This is a genomic window from Achromobacter sp. CSND-B12, from assembly GCF_052906545.1.
Genome location: NZ_JBREGJ010000001.1, coordinates 1,477,429 through 1,493,778, shown reverse-complemented (window position 1 = coordinate 1,493,778; position 16,350 = coordinate 1,477,429). Strand labels below are relative to the sequence as shown.

The 16,350-nt window shown below is 67.7% G+C and carries 15 protein-coding genes; 6 read left to right on the top strand and 9 right to left on the bottom strand.

Translation table 11 applies throughout. The annotated features are described in order from the left end of the window. Positions 1-29 precede the first annotated feature (29 nt). From rpmG to ACUTAG_RS06895, 3 genes are all read right to left on the bottom strand, one after another. A complete protein-coding gene (rpmG, locus tag ACUTAG_RS06905) occupies positions 30-197 on the bottom strand; it encodes a 50S ribosomal protein L33 (RefSeq protein ID WP_003810296.1) in 168 nt (55 codons plus the stop codon). 37 nt (positions 198-234) lie between these two features. Beyond that, entirely contained in the window at positions 235-471 is a 237-nt protein-coding gene (gene rpmB, locus ACUTAG_RS06900) for a 50S ribosomal protein L28 (RefSeq protein ID WP_006385639.1), read from the bottom strand. Positions 472-923: 452 nt separating this feature from the next. After that, positions 924-2,093, bottom strand: a complete 1,170-nt coding sequence (locus tag ACUTAG_RS06895) for a Bcr/CflA family multidrug efflux MFS transporter (RefSeq protein ID WP_076468554.1) — start codon at positions 2,091-2,093, stop codon at positions 924-926. 189 nt (positions 2,094-2,282) lie between these two features. On the opposite strand from ACUTAG_RS06895, the gene ACUTAG_RS06890 reads away from it, so the two are divergent. The 6 genes from ACUTAG_RS06890 (at position 2,283) to ACUTAG_RS06865 (ending at position 8,950) form a co-directional block, all read left to right on the top strand. Next, positions 2,283-3,557 carry a class I SAM-dependent methyltransferase gene (locus ACUTAG_RS06890; protein ID WP_026384210.1) on the top strand — a complete coding sequence of 425 codons (1,275 nt, stop codon included), beginning with the start codon at positions 2,283-2,285 and terminating at the stop codon, positions 3,555-3,557. 416 nt (positions 3,558-3,973) lie between these two features. Beyond that, positions 3,974-4,975 (top strand): ABC transporter substrate-binding protein, encoded by a 1,002-nt coding sequence (locus ACUTAG_RS06885; RefSeq protein WP_006385636.1) that lies wholly within the window; start codon positions 3,974-3,976, stop codon positions 4,973-4,975. Positions 4,976-5,258: 283 nt separating this feature from the next. Continuing rightward, on the top strand, positions 5,259-6,116 hold the full coding sequence (locus tag ACUTAG_RS06880; protein ID WP_006385635.1) for an ABC transporter permease: 858 nt from the start codon (positions 5,259-5,261) through the stop codon (positions 6,114-6,116). Next, positions 6,113-7,411, top strand: a complete 1,299-nt coding sequence (locus ACUTAG_RS06875) for a quaternary amine ABC transporter ATP-binding protein (protein ID WP_020929063.1) — start codon at positions 6,113-6,115, stop codon at positions 7,409-7,411. Before ACUTAG_RS06880 ends, ACUTAG_RS06875 begins: the two co-directional genes overlap by 4 nt. Positions 7,412-7,546: 135 nt before the next feature. Continuing rightward, the gene (locus ACUTAG_RS06870) at positions 7,547-7,921 is read left to right on the top strand and encodes a tautomerase family protein (protein ID WP_006385633.1); all 375 of its coding nucleotides are present in this window, start codon (positions 7,547-7,549) and stop codon (positions 7,919-7,921) included. 9 nt (positions 7,922-7,930) lie between these two features. Then, positions 7,931-8,950 (top strand): LacI family DNA-binding transcriptional regulator, encoded by a 1,020-nt coding sequence (locus ACUTAG_RS06865; RefSeq protein ID WP_006385632.1) that lies wholly within the window; start codon positions 7,931-7,933, stop codon positions 8,948-8,950. A 13-nt stretch (positions 8,951-8,963) separates the two neighbouring features. Here the strand turns inward: ACUTAG_RS06865 and ACUTAG_RS06860 are convergent, their stop codons facing one another. Genes ACUTAG_RS06860 through ACUTAG_RS06835 form a run of 6 tightly spaced genes read right to left on the bottom strand, consistent with a single transcriptional unit; the run spans position 8,964 to position 16,141 of the window. After that, the gene (locus ACUTAG_RS06860; RefSeq protein WP_006385631.1) at positions 8,964-9,875 is read right to left on the bottom strand and encodes an NAD-dependent epimerase/dehydratase family protein; all 912 of its coding nucleotides are present in this window, start codon (positions 9,873-9,875) and stop codon (positions 8,964-8,966) included. A gap of 16 nt (positions 9,876-9,891) precedes the next feature. Then, positions 9,892-10,971 carry a lactonase family protein gene (locus ACUTAG_RS06855; protein WP_446650081.1) on the bottom strand — a complete coding sequence of 360 codons (1,080 nt, stop codon included), beginning with the start codon at positions 10,969-10,971 and terminating at the stop codon, positions 9,892-9,894. Then, on the bottom strand, positions 10,964-12,151 hold the full coding sequence (locus tag ACUTAG_RS06850) for a sugar ABC transporter permease (protein ID WP_446650080.1): 1,188 nt from the start codon (positions 12,149-12,151) through the stop codon (positions 10,964-10,966). The genes ACUTAG_RS06855 and ACUTAG_RS06850 overlap by 8 nt, the downstream gene beginning before the upstream one ends. Positions 12,152-12,156: 5 nt before the next feature. Beyond that, positions 12,157-13,704: a xylose ABC transporter ATP-binding protein gene (locus ACUTAG_RS06845; RefSeq protein ID WP_155866504.1), complete on the bottom strand. Its 1,548-nt coding sequence runs from the start codon at positions 13,702-13,704 to the stop codon at positions 12,157-12,159. A gap of 14 nt (positions 13,705-13,718) precedes the next feature. Then, positions 13,719-14,735, bottom strand: coding sequence for a D-xylose ABC transporter substrate-binding protein (gene xylF, locus ACUTAG_RS06840; RefSeq protein WP_006385627.1), 1,017 nt, complete (start codon positions 14,733-14,735; stop codon positions 13,719-13,721). 26 nt (positions 14,736-14,761) lie between these two features. Continuing rightward, positions 14,762-16,141: a carbohydrate porin gene (locus ACUTAG_RS06835; protein WP_104413312.1), complete on the bottom strand. Its 1,380-nt coding sequence runs from the start codon at positions 16,139-16,141 to the stop codon at positions 14,762-14,764. Positions 16,142-16,350: the final 209 nt, after the last annotated feature.

The window sequence follows — 16,350 nt, the reverse complement described above, 5'->3', positions numbered from 1 at the left end:
CTTTTTGGGCTATCCGGATACCGGCTGAATTACTTCAGCTTGGTTTCCTTGTAGTCGACGTGCTTGCGAGCGACCGGATCAAACTTCTTGATCAGCATCTTCTCGGGCATGTTGCGCTTGTTCTTGGTGGTCGTGTAGAAATGACCCGTGCCGGCAGTCGACTCGAGCTTGATCTTTTCGCGGATACCTTTGGCCATGTCGTGCTCCTAGTATGTCAGATTGGCGGGGGGGCGATTAGGCCAGTTCGCCGCGGGCACGCATTTCGGCCAGCACGGCGTCGATGCCGTTCTTGTCGATCGTGCGGATGGCCTTGGCCGAGACGCGCAGGCGCACCCAGCGGTTTTCGCTTTCAACCCAGAACCGGCGCGATTGCAGGTTGGGCAGGAAGCGACGCTTGGTCTTGTTGTTCGCGTGCGAAACGTTGTTGCCCACCATCGGGCCTTTGCCGGTCACTTGGCATACGCGTGCCATGGATGCACCTCATTTATTCTTGCGCATCGCCGGGGGGGAGACAGGGTTTCAGCCGCCGGGCTGTATCAGAGGCGTGGATCGTCGCGGTCTTGCCACGAGGCCTTGCCATCTTGCCGGCCACCCAGTCTTAGTGGATGAGGGGGAATCGGGGAGACTCCACCCAGTGCTTATACCCGCTGCCTGCCATCCGCAAAAATGCGCTTGGGGGTCAGAGTGTCGAACTACAAAGCATAGTAGTCCAGCACGGGAAACTTCATGTGAAGACGTAGATTCTAATACGAAAAATCCAGGTAAATCAAGTGCCGGGGCGGTAGCGCGTGTAAAAGCGTGGCGCTCAAGCCGCGGCAGGCGCGGATGGATGGCGCGCGTCGGCTCGATCCCGGCAGGGATTTTCCGCTGCCGGGCGAAGGGCGGGCTTCTGTCTGCGTGCCGGCCGCTTTGCTTGCCTGCATTCAGGCGGGGTGCGATTGCGCCACCCGGCCCGACAGCCAGGACAGGCAGGCGCAGGTCGCCAGCGTGGTCGTCAGCGGCAGGGCGCTGTCGGTCTGCCAGGCGCTGACCGCGAAACCCGCCAGGGCGCCGCAGGACAGTTGAAGCGTCCCCAATAGCGCCGAGGCCGCGCCCAGCCGCTTGCCCTGGTCGGACAGCGCCAGCGCCGCCGAGTTGGGATTCACGAAGCCCTGGCTGCCCATGTAGCAGATCAGGCAGGCCATCAGCAGCGGCAGCGTCATCCAGCCCGCCAGGGCCAGCGCCACCGCCGCCAGGCTGGCGCAGGCCAGCGAGGTCAGGGCGCGGCGTTGCAATTGGCGCGGGGTGTGGGTGCGCAGCAGGCGGGCGCTGATCTGCGAGCAGATGATGAGCGACAGCGCGTTGGTGCCGAACAGCAGGCCGTAGTATTTGGGATCGACGCCGTACAGCTCGATGAACACCCGCGGCGAACCGATGATGTAGGCGAACATGCCGGCCTGGCCGAAGCCGCCGGCCAGGCTGTGCGCCATGAAGCCGCGGTGCGCGAACAGGGCCCGGTAGTTCTGCACGATGGTCCCCAGGCGCAGCGGCACGACGCGTTCGGGCGCCAGCGATTCCTTCATGATCAGCACCACGGCGGTCATCAGCATGGCGCCGCCGGCCAGCATCACCCAGAACAGGCTGCGCCAGCTGGCAATGCCCAGCAACTGCCCGCCCGCCAGCGGCGCGAGGATCGGCGCCAGGCCCATGATCAGCATCAGCAGCGACATGGCGCGCGCCGCTTCGTGGGTTTCGTAATGGTCGCGGATGACGGCGCGCGGAATCACGATGCCGGCCGCGCCGCCCATGGCCTGCAGCACGCGCCAACCTGTCAGCGCCTGGACCGAGCCGGCCAGGGCGCAGCCGAGCGAGGCCACCATGAAGAGTGCCAGGCCCACCATCAGCGGCGGCTTGCGGCCGTAGCGGTCCGCCATCGGACCATAGAACACCTGCGCCAGCGCCAGGCCGATCAGGTAGGCGGCCAAAGTGCGCTCGACATCGCCGCGCGGGACGCCGAGGTTGGCGGCGATCGTCGGGAACGCCGGCAGGTACATATCGATGGCGAAAGGACCGATTGCCGTCAGGGCGCCCATGAGAATGAGCCAGCCCGGCATGGCGCCGCGTGAGGAGAGTGTAGGGGGCATGTGGATCGCGAGGGAAATCGCGCGAGGGACAGGGTGCGACGCACTTCATTGCGCGTTTTGCACCAAGCCAATGACTGTATCACGCGCCGCCTTACACGCAAATTTCAACTGATTTCCGATACAGTCTGTCGTGTTCGTACGTATTCCAGAGGAGATGTCGTGAATCCTTTGTTGTCTGTTGTGGAACGCAAGCTCCAGGCACTGCCCGTGACTGTCCAGCTGGTGCTGCCCGATGGCACGGTAATGGGGCCGCCGGATCCCAGGGTGCGCTTCGTGACGCACGACAAGACCGCCCTGGCCCATCTGGCCGAAGGCGCTGTCGGAGTGCTGGGCCAGGACTACGTCGAGGGCCGCATCGACATCGAAGGCTCGATGCGCGACGTGATGGCGGCGGCCTCGGCGCTGCTGCCCGGCTCGCCGGTGGATGCGGCGCGCGGCGGCTGGCTGACCGAGCTGGTGCGCAAGGTGATGTCGGTGTGGCGCCACTCGGTGGAGCGCGATGCCCGCCAGATCGAATTCCATTACGACCTTTCCGACGACTTCTACGCGCTGTGGCTGGACCCGCGCCGGGTCTATTCCTGCGCCTACTACCGCGAACCCGGCATGACGCTGGCGCAGGCCCAGGAGGCCAAGCTGGACCACATCTGCCGCAAGCTGCGGCTGCGCCCTGGCGAACGCTTCCTGGACGTGGGCGCCGGCTGGGGCGGCCTGTTGCTGTGGGCCGCCGAACATTACGGCGTGGACGCCACGGGTATCACGCTGTCGCGCAACCAGCATGCGCATGTCACCAAACTGATCCAGGAAAAGGGGCTGGGCGACCGCGTGCGCATGGAGCTGCTGGATTACCGCAAGCTCGACGAGTCCACGCCGTTCGACAAGATTGCGTCGGTTGGCATGTTCGAGCACGTCGGCCGGGCCCAGCTGGAAGGCTATTTCGCCAAGTTGCGGCGGCTGCTCAAGCCGGGCGGACTGATCATGAACCACGGCATCACCGCGGCCGGCGTCTACAACGCCGAGCTGGGCAGCGGCATGGGCGAATTCATCGAGAAGTACATCTTCCCGGGCGGCGAGCTGACGCACATCAGCGTCGTCATGGAGGCCATGACCAATGGCGGCCTGGAAGAAGTCGACGTCGAGAACCTGCGGCCGCACTACGCCCGCACGCTGTGGGCCTGGAGCGATGCGCTGGAGGCGCGCCTGCCCGAGGCCGCGCAGATCCTGGGAGGCGAGCAAGGCGCGCGTTCGCTGCGCGCTTACCGGCTGTACCTGGCCGGGTGCGCCATGGGCTTCGAACATGGCTGGATCGCGCTGCACCAGGTGCTGGGACAGCATCCCGCGACCGGCAGGCCCGACGAATTGGACAACCCGCCCGACCTGGCCTATCCCTGGCGCCGCGATTACATGTACCGCGACGACGTCGGCGGCGCGCGCTGAAAGGGCGGTTTTTGCCCTTCAAATGTATTTATACGAACAAAATATTAACTAAATGTATCGTTATTTCCATGAGCCGGTTCCCCAGGGAAAGTCGGGGAATCGCCTCTTGGAAATCAGGGTTTGTCCGGACGTTTTCGGGTATGAATGTATCCGTTTCGTTCAGGCTCGGGGTTGGGTTGTGCGGCAATTTCGTTTAAGATGCTGCCTTCTTCTTTCAGTTTGTTCACTATCTGTGGGTTCTCTAAAACTCCGTTTTTGAGACTCCTGTCTTGCAAGACTCCGCACCCTGCGGATCCTCTTGTTGCTAGTGTCGGTTTGTATTGGCGGTTCTGCCCGTCTTCCGCACAACCCCCTTAGCTCCATGGCACGGCCGGACCAGCGCCGCCGTGTCCCTGAACCTATGGAGGCAAAAGCCAATGCGTTTCACCCCTGTCAAGACCCTGGCCGCCGCGGCCGTCTTGTTCGCCTTTGCCGGTTCGGCCCAAGCCGCCGACGCGCCGCAATGCGAACTCAAGCGTCCGATCAACTTCGGCGCCATGAACTGGGAATCCAACCTGGTCCTGGTCGATGTCGAACGTTTCATCATGGAAAAGGGCTACGGTTGCAAGACCGAAACCCTGCCCACCGAGACCCTGCCCGCCCTGGCCGCGCTCGAGCGCGGTGACCTGGACATCAACACCGAGATCTGGCTGAACAGCGTCGCCGACCCCTGGGAACGCGCCGAAAAGACCGGCCGCGTCAAGCGGATCGGCGACCTGTACATGGGCGGCGAGGCCTGGTACATCCCGCGCTACACCGCCGAGCGCCTGCCCGAACTGAAGTCCGCGGCCGACCTGCCGAAGTTCAAGGACAAGTTCAAGGATCCCGAAGAACCGGGCAAGGGCCGTTTCTACGGCTGCCCGGCGGGTTGGGGCTGCGAAGTCACCAGCACCAACCTGTTCCACGCCCTCAAGCTGGACGACACCTACACGCTGTATTCGCCGGGCACCGGCGCGGCGCAGAAGGCGGCCCTGATGTCGGCCTACAAGCGCAAGCAGAACGTGGTCTTCTACTACTGGTCGCCCACGCCGCTGGTCGGCGCCATGGACCTGGTCAAGCTGGAAATGCCGCCCTACGACGCCGAAAAGCACAAGTGCCTGACGTCGCCCAAGTGCGCCAAGCCCGAGCCCAGCGCCTATCCCGACAATCCCGTCTTCACCGCGGTGAACACCAAGTTCTCGCAGGAAGCGCCGGTGCTGACCGAATTCCTGTCCAAGGTCTCGGTGCCGCTGCCGGTGATGAACGAAACCCTGGCCCACATGGAAGAGACCGGCGACGAGTCCGGCGCCGTGGCCAAGTGGTTCCTGAAGAACAAGCCCGACGTCTGGACCAAGTGGGTCCCCGCCGACGTCGCCGGGCGCGTGCAAAGCGCGCTGTAACCCCCGCCGCCTTTCCGGCGGTGGTCCGTTCCGGTTGGCCGGGACGGACCATCGGGTTGGACTTTTTCCCCTTGGGATGACCCCAAGGGGAAAAAGCCCTCCGGCAGGCGGACTGCCCGCCATGCGGGCAATGCGCGGGACGTCTTGTTTCCGCGCCGGACTGTAAGCGTATTTCGCCATTGTCGATGACGGCGTCCCTTGGGGGCGCCGGCCCGGCCACCGCGCCGGATGCCATGCCGGCGCGGCGTGGCGCGTGGCGAACCCGCTGAAATGGAGTCAACACATGTTTCCTGAAATCATTCCCGCCCGTCAGGTGCGGGGGGCCATCGACGGATTCGTCGATCATCTGGTCACCAACTACGCCGATACCCTGGAGACGCTGTCGCAGCCCGTGCTGCACGCCCTGGTGTGGCTGGAGCAGGTGCTGCGCAGCTCGCCGTGGTGGGCGGTGGTCGGCGTGACCATCGCCATCGCCTGGCTGGTCAGCCGCCGCATCGGCCTGAGCCTGGCCATGGGCGCGCTGCTGTGCGTCATTGGCGTGCTCGGCCTGTGGGACGCCGGCATGCAGACGCTGGCGCTGATGATCATGGCGGCCGGACTGTCGGTGATCATCGGCATTCCGCTGGGCGTGCTGATGGCGCGCGTCAACTGGCTGCGCTCGATCATGCTGCCGGTGCTGGACGTGATGCAGACCATGCCCAGCTTCGTGTACCTGATCCCGGTCGTGATGCTGTTCGGCCTGGGCAAGATCCCGGCCATCATCGCCACCGTGATCTACGCCGTGCCGCCGCTGATCCGGCTGACCGACCTGGGCATCCGCCTGGTCGACCGCGAGGTGCTGGAAGCATCGCGCGCCTTCGGCGCCAATCCGCGCCAGCAACTGTTCGGCGTGCAGCTGCCGCTGGCCCTGCCCAACATCATGGCTGGCATCAACCAGACCACGATGATGGCGCTGTCGATGGTGGTGATCGCCTCCATGATCGGCGCGCGCGGCCTGGGGTATGAAGTGCTGCTCGGGATCAACCGCCTGGAAGTGGGCCGCGGCCTGCTGGCGGGCCTGGGCATCGTGGTGCTGGCCGTGCTGTTCGACCGGATCACGCAATCGTATGGACAGCGCATGCGCATGGGAGGCCAGCGATGAGCAAGATCGAAGTCAAGAACATCTACAAGATTTTCGGGCCGCATCCGAAGAAATGGCTGGAAGCCGCGCAGGGCGGCATGAGCAAGGAAGCGCTGCTGGCCGAAAGCGGGCACACGCTGGGCCTGCGCGACATCAGCCTGTCGATCGAAGAGGGCAGCATCTACGTCATCATGGGCCTGTCGGGGTCCGGCAAGTCGACGCTGATCCGCCACTTCAACCGCCTGATCGAGCCCAGCGCCGGCCACATTCTGGTCGACGGCGTCGACGTCGTCAGCCTGAACAAGCGCGACCTGGAGACCTTCCGCCAGAAGAAGATGAGCATGGTGTTCCAGCGCTTCGGCCTGTTCCCGCACCGCACCGTGCTGGACAACGCCGCCTACGGCCTGGCCGTGCAGGGCGTGGGCCGCGCCGAGCGCGAGCAGCGCGCCCGCGAATGGCTGGAGCAGGTCGGCCTGTCGGGCTTCGAGCAGCAGTATCCGCACCAGCTGTCGGGCGGCATGCAGCAGCGCGTGGGCCTGGCGCGCGCGCTGGCCACCGACGCCGAGATCCTGCTGATGGACGAGGCCTTCTCGGCGCTCGACCCGCTGATCCGCCGCGAGATGCAGGACCAGCTGCTGCAACTGCAATCCAAGCTCAACAAGACCATCGTCTTCATCACCCATGACCTGGACGAGGCGCTGCGCCTGGGCAACCGCATCGCCATCCTGAAGGACGGCGAGCTGGTGCAGGAAGGCACGCCCGAAGACATCCTGCTGAATCCGGCCAACGATTACGTGCAGTCGTTCCTGCAGGACGTGAACCGCACCAAGGTGTTGAACGCGACCCACGCGGTGAACCCGGCGCGCCTGACGCTGACCATGCGATCGCGCCCGGCCCATTCGGTCGATCGGATGCGCGCGCTGAACTACGAGTACGCGCCGGTGCTGGACGGCAAGCGGCTGGCCGGCGTGCTGACGCTGGAAGCGGCCGAGCAGGCCGTGCGCGAGGGCGGACGCGACGTGTCGCGCTTCGTCGAGGACCTGGCTTCGGTGCCGGCCACGGCCGGCCTGGGCGAAGTGCTGGCGCAGCTGGTGCACAGCGACCAGCCGGTGGCCGTGACGGGCGAGAACGACGAGTTCATCGGCATGCTGTCGCGCAAGAAGGTGGTCGAGCTGGTGACGCCGGTGTTGGCCGAGAGCGCGCCCGCGGCTGAATCCAGCGAATCCGCCGAACCGCCGCCCGCCACCGGCGGCGACCCGGCCCAGGCCGAGCTGCAAGGCCAGCCCCAGCCGACGCAACGGGGCGAGGCCGCCTGACGGCAGGCGCCGGGCGATCCCGCCGCGGCGTTCCGGTCCCCGGGGTGGCAGGCTTGCGCCCGGGGCCAGTCCGGATATGATGGCTGGCCGGCAACGATCGCCGGTTCGCCACTATTCGGAATATCGGAATCCGTCATGCCAATCTTGAATGTCCAGATCATGCAGGGCCATTCGGCCGCCCAGAAGACCGCGTTGCTGAAGGCGGCTTCGCAGGCGGTGGTGGAAAGCATCGCCGCGCCGCTGTCCAGCGTGCGCATCGTGCTGCAGGAAATCCCCGCCGAACACGTGATCGTGGCCGGCGAGATCGGCAAGGCCATGGCGCGCGTCGACGCGGCCCTGATCGAGGGCCGCGACGAGGCCAGGAAGGCGGCGCTGATCGCCGCGCTGAACCAGGCCGTGTGCGCCAGCATCGGCATCTCGGGCGAGGACGTGCGGGTGCTGATCCGCGACGTGCCCAAGACCGACATGGGCGTGGCCAACGGCCTGAGCGCCAAGGCCGCCGGCCGCTGAGACCGGAGCATGGCGACCGGCAAGGAAAAGGGTTCCGTCACCGTCGACGACGTGGCGGCCGAGGCGGGCGTGTCCATCAAGACCGTCTCGCGCGTGTTGAACAACGAACCCAACACCAGCGAGAAGACCCGCGCCAAGGTCATGGCGGCGATCGCGCTGCTGAAGTACCAGCCCAATCCCTCGGCCCGGCGCCTGGCCAGCAAGCGCTCGGACCTGATCATGCTGGTCTACGACAATCCCAGCGACAACTACCTGATCAACGTCCAGCAAGGCGCGCTCGATGCCTGCAAGCGTTATTTCTACAGCCTGCTGCTGCATCCCTGCGACTACCGCGCGCCCGACCTGGCCGCGCAGATCGAACAGTCCGCGCGCCAGCACGCCTGCGCCGGCCTGGTGCTGACGCCGCCGCTGTCTGACGTGCGCGCCTTGATCGACGCGCTCGACCAGGGCGACGTGCCGTTCGTGCGGCTGGCGCCCAGTTCGCCCAGCGCCAGGGGGCTGGAGGTCAGCACCGATGACCGCTCGGCGGCGCGCGACATGACGCGGTATCTGCTGGACCTGGGCCACCGCCGCATCGGCTTCGTGGCCGGGCACCCCGACCACGGCGCCGTCGGCGGCCGCCTGCAGGGGTATCGCGACGCGCTGGCCGAACAGGGTGTGGCGTACGACGCGGCCCTGGTGGAGCAGGGGCTGCATTCCTTCGATTCCGGCGTGCGCTGCGGCGAACGCCTGCTCGATCGCGCCGACCGTCCCAGCGCGATCTTCGCGGCCAACGACGACATGGCGGCCGGCGTGCTGTACGCGGCGCACGCGCGCGGCATCAAGGTGCCCGGGGAGCTGTCGGTGGCGGGCTACGACGATACCCCTTTGTCGCGCCAGACCTGGCCCAAGCTGACCACGTTGCGCCAGCCGATCCGCGACATGGCCTACGCGGCGGTGGAACAATTGGCATCGCGCGAGCCGCAGGCGCGGGTGCGGACGCTGGGATACGAGATCGTGGTGCGCGACTCGACCCGCGCGCCGGCCTGAAGCCCCCCGGCCGCTATCCCAGATGGCGGCGCACGTCGTCGCGCGGGTCGTAGCCGATGCTGGCGCGGCCTTCCGCCACATCCCAGGCGCTGCCCTGGTTGGCCGACACGCCGTTGACCGTGACGCTGGCGTCGGGCCAGCCGGCCGCGTCCGCCGTCAGGGCGGCGATCAGCAGGCGCTCGAAATCCCCATTGGACAGCCACATGTCGTGGAACCACGCCAGCGCGCGGCGCGCCGGTTCGTCGCGCGCGTCCGGTTCGGGCGCCCGCGGATGCGCCACGCCGGAATAGCTCATGTCGCGCGGGTCGTTGTCGCCCGGCAGGATCCAGCCGATGCGCGCGATCACGGTGGATAGCCGACCCTGCGTGACCGCGGCGTAGGCGCGGCACAGGCGTTCGCCCATGACCTTCGACGTGCCATAGGCCAGCGAATGCACCTCGCGCTCGCCGTCGAACCAGCGCGTGCCGGGGGCCGGCTCCGTCCTGGACGTGAGCTTGCCCGGCCCGATGGTCGCGGCCAGCGGCAGGTCCTTGTAGCCGCCCATGGCGTGGTTGGACGAGGCGAACACCAGCCGGCGCGCGCCATGCGTGGCGGCGGCGGTCAGCACGTTCAACGTCATGTTGTACGACCCCAGGGCTTCTTCCCAGCTGGCGTCGGGCGTCGAGTGCCGCGCCGCCAGGTGCAGCACGGCGTCCACGCCGGCGAAATGGTCGGTCCAGGCGGGGGCGGGGCGCTCCAGGTCGGCGGCCACCAGCGTCAGGCGCTCGCGCACTTCAGGGCTGAAGACGGTGTCGTCCGCCTGCAGGTCGATGCCGATCAGGTGCTCGCACCAGGGCTGGCGCGCCAGGATGGCGAGCGCCTTGCGGCCGAGCTGGCCGGTGGCGCCGGTGACGACGATGCGGGCGGGGGGCAGGGGAGATGTCACGGTGGAGGCTTCCGGTTCAAGGCAAGGGACAAAGGCAGGCGGGTGAGGCCAGGGGATAGGGCTGGCCCTGCGCGTGGGCCAGGCCCGTGGCCGGGTCGATGCGCCACGCGCGGATGAAGTGGTCGTCCTGGGACGCGACCAGCAGGAACGCGCCGTCGGGCGTGAGCGCGATGTCGCGCGGCGCGCGGCCGCCGACGTCGATGAGGCCCACCGGTTCGAGCCAGGGCGCCGCGCGCCGCAGGCGGTAGACGGCGACGCTGTCGTGGCCGCGATTGGCGGCGTAGAGCAGTTCGCCATCGGGATGCAGGCGGATGGCGGAGGCGGCGCTGGCGCCCCGCCAGTTGCGCGGCAGCGTGCTGGCGCGGGCGCGCTCGCCCGCCGGTTCGTCCAGCGCGTACACGGCCACGGTATTCGAAAGCTCTTCCACCACCGCCGCCAGCGCGCCATCGGCCGTGAGGGCCAGGTGGCGCGGCCCGGCGCCGGGGCGGGCGCGCAGTTCCTGCTCCGGCATGGGGGCCAGGCCATCGGGCCGCACCCGATGGCAGGCGATGGTGTCGGTGCCCAGGTCGCACAGGTAGACGCGCGCGCCGTCGTCGGTGGCGGCCGCGTAGTGCAGGTGGGGGCCCTGCTGGCGGTCCGCGCGCGGGCCGGCGCCGCGGCGCGCGATCACCTGCGGCGTCCCTTGCGGCATGCCGCCAGCATCCAGCGCAAAGCACAGCAGCTCGCCCGAGCCGTAGTTCGACACGTACAGCTGTCGCGCCGGCAGGTTGACGCTGACATGGCAGGGGGCGGCGCCGGGCAGCGCGATGCGGCCGAGGGGGCGCAGCGCGGCGGCGGCCTCGATGGCGTAGACCTCCAGGGCGGCGTTCCGTTCCCGTTCGCTGACGCCGTAGAGCCGTCCGGCCGCCGCGCACAGGTAGGAAGGGTTGACCGGGCCGGTCAGCACCTGCCGTTCATGGAACGAGGCCGTCGCGCCGTCGAAGGCCAGCAGGTGGATGCCGCGGCCGCGTCCCTGCACGTGCGGCAGGATCTCGGTGTAGGTGCCGACGGCGAGCATGCAGCTGCCGGGCGCGCTGGAAAGGGTCGGGTCATGCACGTTCGGACCTCGTTGCCACGTCGATCCACACCGCCAGCACCAGCACGGCGCCCTTGACGATCATCTGCCAGGAGGTATCCACGTTCATCTGCTGCATGCCGTTGTCCAGGCTGGCCATGACCAGCGCGCCGATCAGCGCGCCGTACACGGTGCCGGAGCCGCCGCGCATGGAGGTGCCGCCGATGAAGCAGGCCGCGATGGCATCGAGCTCGCCGCCCACGCCGGCCGACGGCGAGCCCGCGGCCGAGCGCGCGGTGGTGACGATGCCGGCGAAGGCGCACATCAACCCCATCAGCATGAATACCATCAGCTTGACGCGCTGGACGTTGACGCCGGACAGGCGGCTGGCCTCGACGTTGCCGCCGACCGCGTAGACGTGGCGGCCGAACACGGTCTGCGTGGCGATCCACGAGAACACGCCCAGCAGCGCCAGCAGGATCAGCACCGGCAGCGGCACGCCATGGGCCTGGTTCAGCACCAGCACGAAGCCGGCGGCCGCGGCGGCGATGGCGCCGATCTTCAGGCCGTCGATCCAGCGCGGCGCCACCTCCAGTCCCAGCCGGCGATGGCGCCGGCGCCGCGCCAGCGTCAGGACGCAGGCCAGGGCGACGATCAGCGCGGCGATGACCCAGGACAGCGTGGGCGGCACGAAGGCCTGGGCGATGGCGCCGAGGTCGTCGGGCACCGGCGCGATGGTGACACTGTCGGTGCTCAATTGCAGCAGGCCGCGATAGGCCAGCATGCCGCCCAGGCCGACGATGAAGGACGGCACCCGCAGCCGCGTGGTGAGGCAGCCGTTGACCAGCCCGAGCCCGGCGCCGGCGGCCAGCACCACGGCCACCGACAGCCAGGTGTTCCAGCCGAGGTTGACGGTCAGGATGGAGACCAGGCCGCCCAGCAGGCCGAGCAGCGAGCCCACCGACAGGTCGATCTCGCCGGCGATGATGACCAGCACCATGCCGCAGGCCAGCATGCCGGTCACCGACATCTGCAGCAGCAGGTTGGAAATGCTGTTGGGGCGCAGGAAGCTGCCGTGGGTCTGGTGCCAGAAGAACAGCCAGATCAGGCCCAGGGCCAGCAGCATGGCCAGCAGCTTGTGGCGCGCGAACAGCTGCCGCAGCGGCGGATGGCCGCCGCGCGGCCGGGGTTCGGAGGATGAGGAAGCGAGCATCTGGGTCATGGCGTTCAGGCGGCTTGCCGCAGCGGTTCGGATTGGAGGGCGGCGGCCAGCACGCGTTCCTGCGTCAGGCCCTGGATGGGGAAATCGCCCGTGACGCGGCCGGCGTTCATGACCAGCACGCGATCGCTCATGCCGAGGATCTCGGGCAGTTCCGACGACACCATGATGATGGCCACGCCGCGATCGGCCAGGTCGAAGATCATCTTGTAGATGTCGTACTTGGCGCCGATGTCCACGCCGCGCGTCGGTTCGTCCAGGATCAGCACCTTGGGGTTCTTCAACGCCATCTTGGCCAGCACCACTTTCTGCTGGTTGCCGCCGGAAAGGCTGGCCACAGGCAGGCCCGGGCTGGCGGTCTTGATGCGCAGGCGGGCGATTTCGCGCTCGACGGTCGCCAGCTCGGCGTCGCCGTCGACCCGCGCGGCCCGGGCGTGGTCGGCCAGGCTGGCCAGCGTGATGTTCTCGGCCACGCTCATCAGCGGCACGATGCCGTGGCGCTTGCGATCCTCGGGCACCAGGCACAGGCCGTGCGCGATCGCGTCGGCGGGGCAGGCGATGCGCACCGGCTGGCCCGCCACCTGTACCTGGGCGGTGCTGCGGCCGGCATAGGCGCCGTAGATCGCCGACACGAATTCGGTGCGGCCCGCGCCCACCAGTCCGGCGATGCCGAGGATCTCGCCGGCGCGCACCTGCAGGGCGGCGCCGTCGACGCGCTTGCGCCGCGGGTTGGTGACGTCCCAGCAGGTCACGTCGCGCGCTTCCAGCATGACCGCGCCCGGCTGGCGCTCGGTGCGCGGAAAGCGCGATTCGAGCGCGCGGCCGACCATCAGGCCGATGATGCCGTCCTCGTCCAGCGTGTCGGCCGCGCGGGTGGCGATGTGCTGGCCATCGCGGATCACCGTGATGGTGTCGCAGACGCGCTTGACCTCGTCGAGCTTGTGCGAGATGTAGATGCAGGCCACGCCGGCGCGCTTGAGGTCGTCGATGATGGCCAGCAGCACCTCGATTTCCTTGGCGCTGAGCGAGGATGTCGGCTCGTCGAAAATCAGCAGCCGGGCCTCTTTGGCCAGCGCCTTGGCGATCTCGAACAACTGCTGGTGGCCGTTGCCGTAGTTCATGACGGGGGCGGCGACGTTGACGTCGGTGAGCTTCAGGCGCGCCAGCAGTTCGGCGGCGCGCCGGTGCATGGCGGGGTAGTCCATGCGGCCGCCGGGCAGCCGCAGTTCGTTGCCCAGGAAGATGTTCTCGGTGACGCTCAGCTGCTGCACCAGCATCAGCTCCTGGTGCAGGATGACGATGCCCGCGCGTTCGCTGTCGCGGATCGAGCGCGAACGCAGTTCGCTGCCTTGCCACAGGATCCGCCCGCCGTAGCTGCCGTGGGGATAGACCCCGGACAGCACTTTCATCAGGGTCGACTTGCCGGCGCCGTTCTCGCCGCACAGGCCCAGGCATTCGCCGGGCCGCACCCCCAGGCTGACGCCCGAGAGCGCGCGCACGCCCGAGAATTCCTTGACGATGTCGCGCATTTCAAACAGCGGTTGCTGCTGGTCCATGGTGCGCCTCCCGGCTACTTGCCCGCGATCTGGTCGGCCGTATAGAAGCCGTCCTTGACCAGGATGTCCAGATTGTCGCGCGTCACCAGCGTGGGCGTGATCAGCAGGGAATTGACCTCGCCCTTGCCGTTGTCGAGCTTGGCGTTGAAGGCGGGCGTCTTGCCCTGCACCAGATCGACCGCCATGCGCGCGGCCGCCTCGGCGATGGCCTTGATCGGCTTGTACACCGTCATGGTCTGCGTGCCGGCGGCGACGCGGCGCACGCCGGCCAGGTCGGCGTCCTGGCCCGAGACCGCCACCTTGCCCGCCAGCTTCTGGCTTGCCAGCGCCTGGATCGCGCCGCCGGCGGTGCCGTCGTTGGAGGCGACGATGGCCTGGATGTCGTTGTCGTTCGCGTTCAGCGCGTTCTCGATGATGCTCTGCGCCTTGGACGGGTCCCATTCGGGCGTCCATTGCTCGCCCACGATGGTGATGTCGCCCTTGGCGACGAGCGGCTTGAGCACGTTCATCTGGCCTTCGCGGAACATGCGCGAGTTGTTGTCGGTGGCGGCGCCGCCAAGCAGGTAGTAGCGGCCCTTGGGCACCGCATCGACCATGCCCTTGGCCTGCATTTCGCCAACCTTGACGTTGTCGAAAGACACGTAGCCGTCCAGCGGCGCGCCCAGGATCAGGCGGTCGTAGGCGATGACCTTGATGCCGTTGCGGTGCGCCTTGGCGATGGCGCTGCCCAGCACCTTGGAATTGAACGGCACGATCACCAGCGCGTCCACGCCTTCGGCGATCAGGTTCTCGACCTGGGCGATCTGGCGCGATTCGCTGGCGTTGGCCGATTGCACGTTGACCTTGGCGCCCAGCGCGGTGGCGGCCTCGACGAAATAGTTGCGGTCGCGGGTCCAGCGCTCGACCCGCAGATCGTCGATGGAAAAGCCGATCACCGGAGCCTCCTTGCTGGCATGGGCGGCGTGGGCGGCGAACAGCGTGGCGGGCAACGCCAGCGCGCAGGCCAGCAGGCGGCGCAGGATTGGGGTCATGTCAGTCTCCTTGTGGCGCGATGCGCTCAGAATGTGATGCCGGTCTTCAGGCCTACGATGAAGGCGTCGTGGTTGGCGCTGGTGCCCCCAGGATGCCTGATGTACTGCAGATTGGGTCGCAGGTAAATGGAGGGGATCGGTGACCAGCTGTAATAGGCCTCGGCCACGTATTCATAGCCGTCGCCGACCTTGGTGCTGGTGCCCAGCCGCTGGTCCTGCTGGCGCACGTAGTCGGCGTAGCGGCCGTTGTTGTGGGTGGCGCCGACCGCCACGCCGATGACGTCGCGGGCCTGGCCGAACGGCCCCTTGTATTGCAGCCCCAGCGCGATCTGGTGGTCCTGCGCCGCCGTGTCGCGGTCGGCCTGGGAGAAGTTCAGGAACACCGAGGCGCCACGGCCGCCGGCGGTGCCGCTGACCTGTTGCTCGAAGTTGATGTAGATGCCGTACTGGCCGTTGCGCTCGCGCGGCGCCAGGCCGGTTTCGCCGCGCGGGGCGTGGTTGACGTCCTGGTACAGGTCGGCGCCGTTGGAGGTGTTGTACCAGGCGCCGAACTTGTACGAGCCCGGCAGGCCGTTCCAGGCCGGCAGCCAGCCGAATTCCAGTGGAATCAGGGCGCCGGTGGTGCCATTGGGGTTGTCCAGCGACAGGCCGTGGCGGCGCGCGTAGCCGTCGTCGACATAGTTGGGGTTGACCTGGTAGACGCCGGCCTGCACGTAGGTCTGCTCGGACGTGCTGACTTTCAGGCGGGTGGCCCATTGGCTGGTGGGCCAGTTGACCCAGTAGCTGCCGACCAGGTTGCCGGGCTGTGCGCCGCAGAAGGTCAGATTCTGGAAGTCGCACGAGAAGCTGGCGAAATCCTCGCCCACGGTGAGGCGACCGATCTTCCATTGCACCCGATTGTCCAGGAACGATTGGTTGAGCCAGAACTGCGTCATGTGCCAGGTCTGGCCGCGGCCATAGACCTCCTGGATCAACATGTTGTTGCCGATGCCGGCGTCGGCGCCCAGGTTGCGGCCGTTGCGGTCGGTGATGGTCATCTGGAAGGTGCCGCCGTGCCAGCCGAGCAGCTTGTCCAGGTCCATGGTGGCGCCGAACACCCATTGGTCGGTGTAGCGGGTCAGCTTGTCCTGGCCGCCGCTGAAATTGTGCGCGGCCTCGCCGGTGTAGCCCAGGTTCAGGGTGACGCCGCGTTCGGCCAGGCTGGTGCGCAGGCCGCCCCAGTCGCCGAACAGGTAGGGCGTGGTCTGCAGATCGTAGGCCCGGGCGCTGGTGCCGGCGCTCAGCAGGCCTGCCAGGAGCAGCGTGGGCAGAAAGCGGTGTAGCGGGAATCGGTGAGGCCGGTAGCGGCGAGCCCGGAGGTGCGCGCCGGTGCCTGCCGCTGCCGGGAAGCAGGGAGGTGTTGCCATGACTCTGTCTCCTGTCGCCGCCCGTGCGCGAGGCCGTTGCGGCTTGTTTTTGGTGGTCCGGCAGGGGGCCGGCGAAGCTAGTGTCTGCAAAAATGACAGCGCTGTCAATTGTGATGAGGGTTAGGGATTGCCCGGGGTGAAACAGGGGCGCGCAGCGGTTTTTGGGAGTCAGGAGAGGGGCGGTCCGGCGCGGCCGCGTGGGGCCGCCC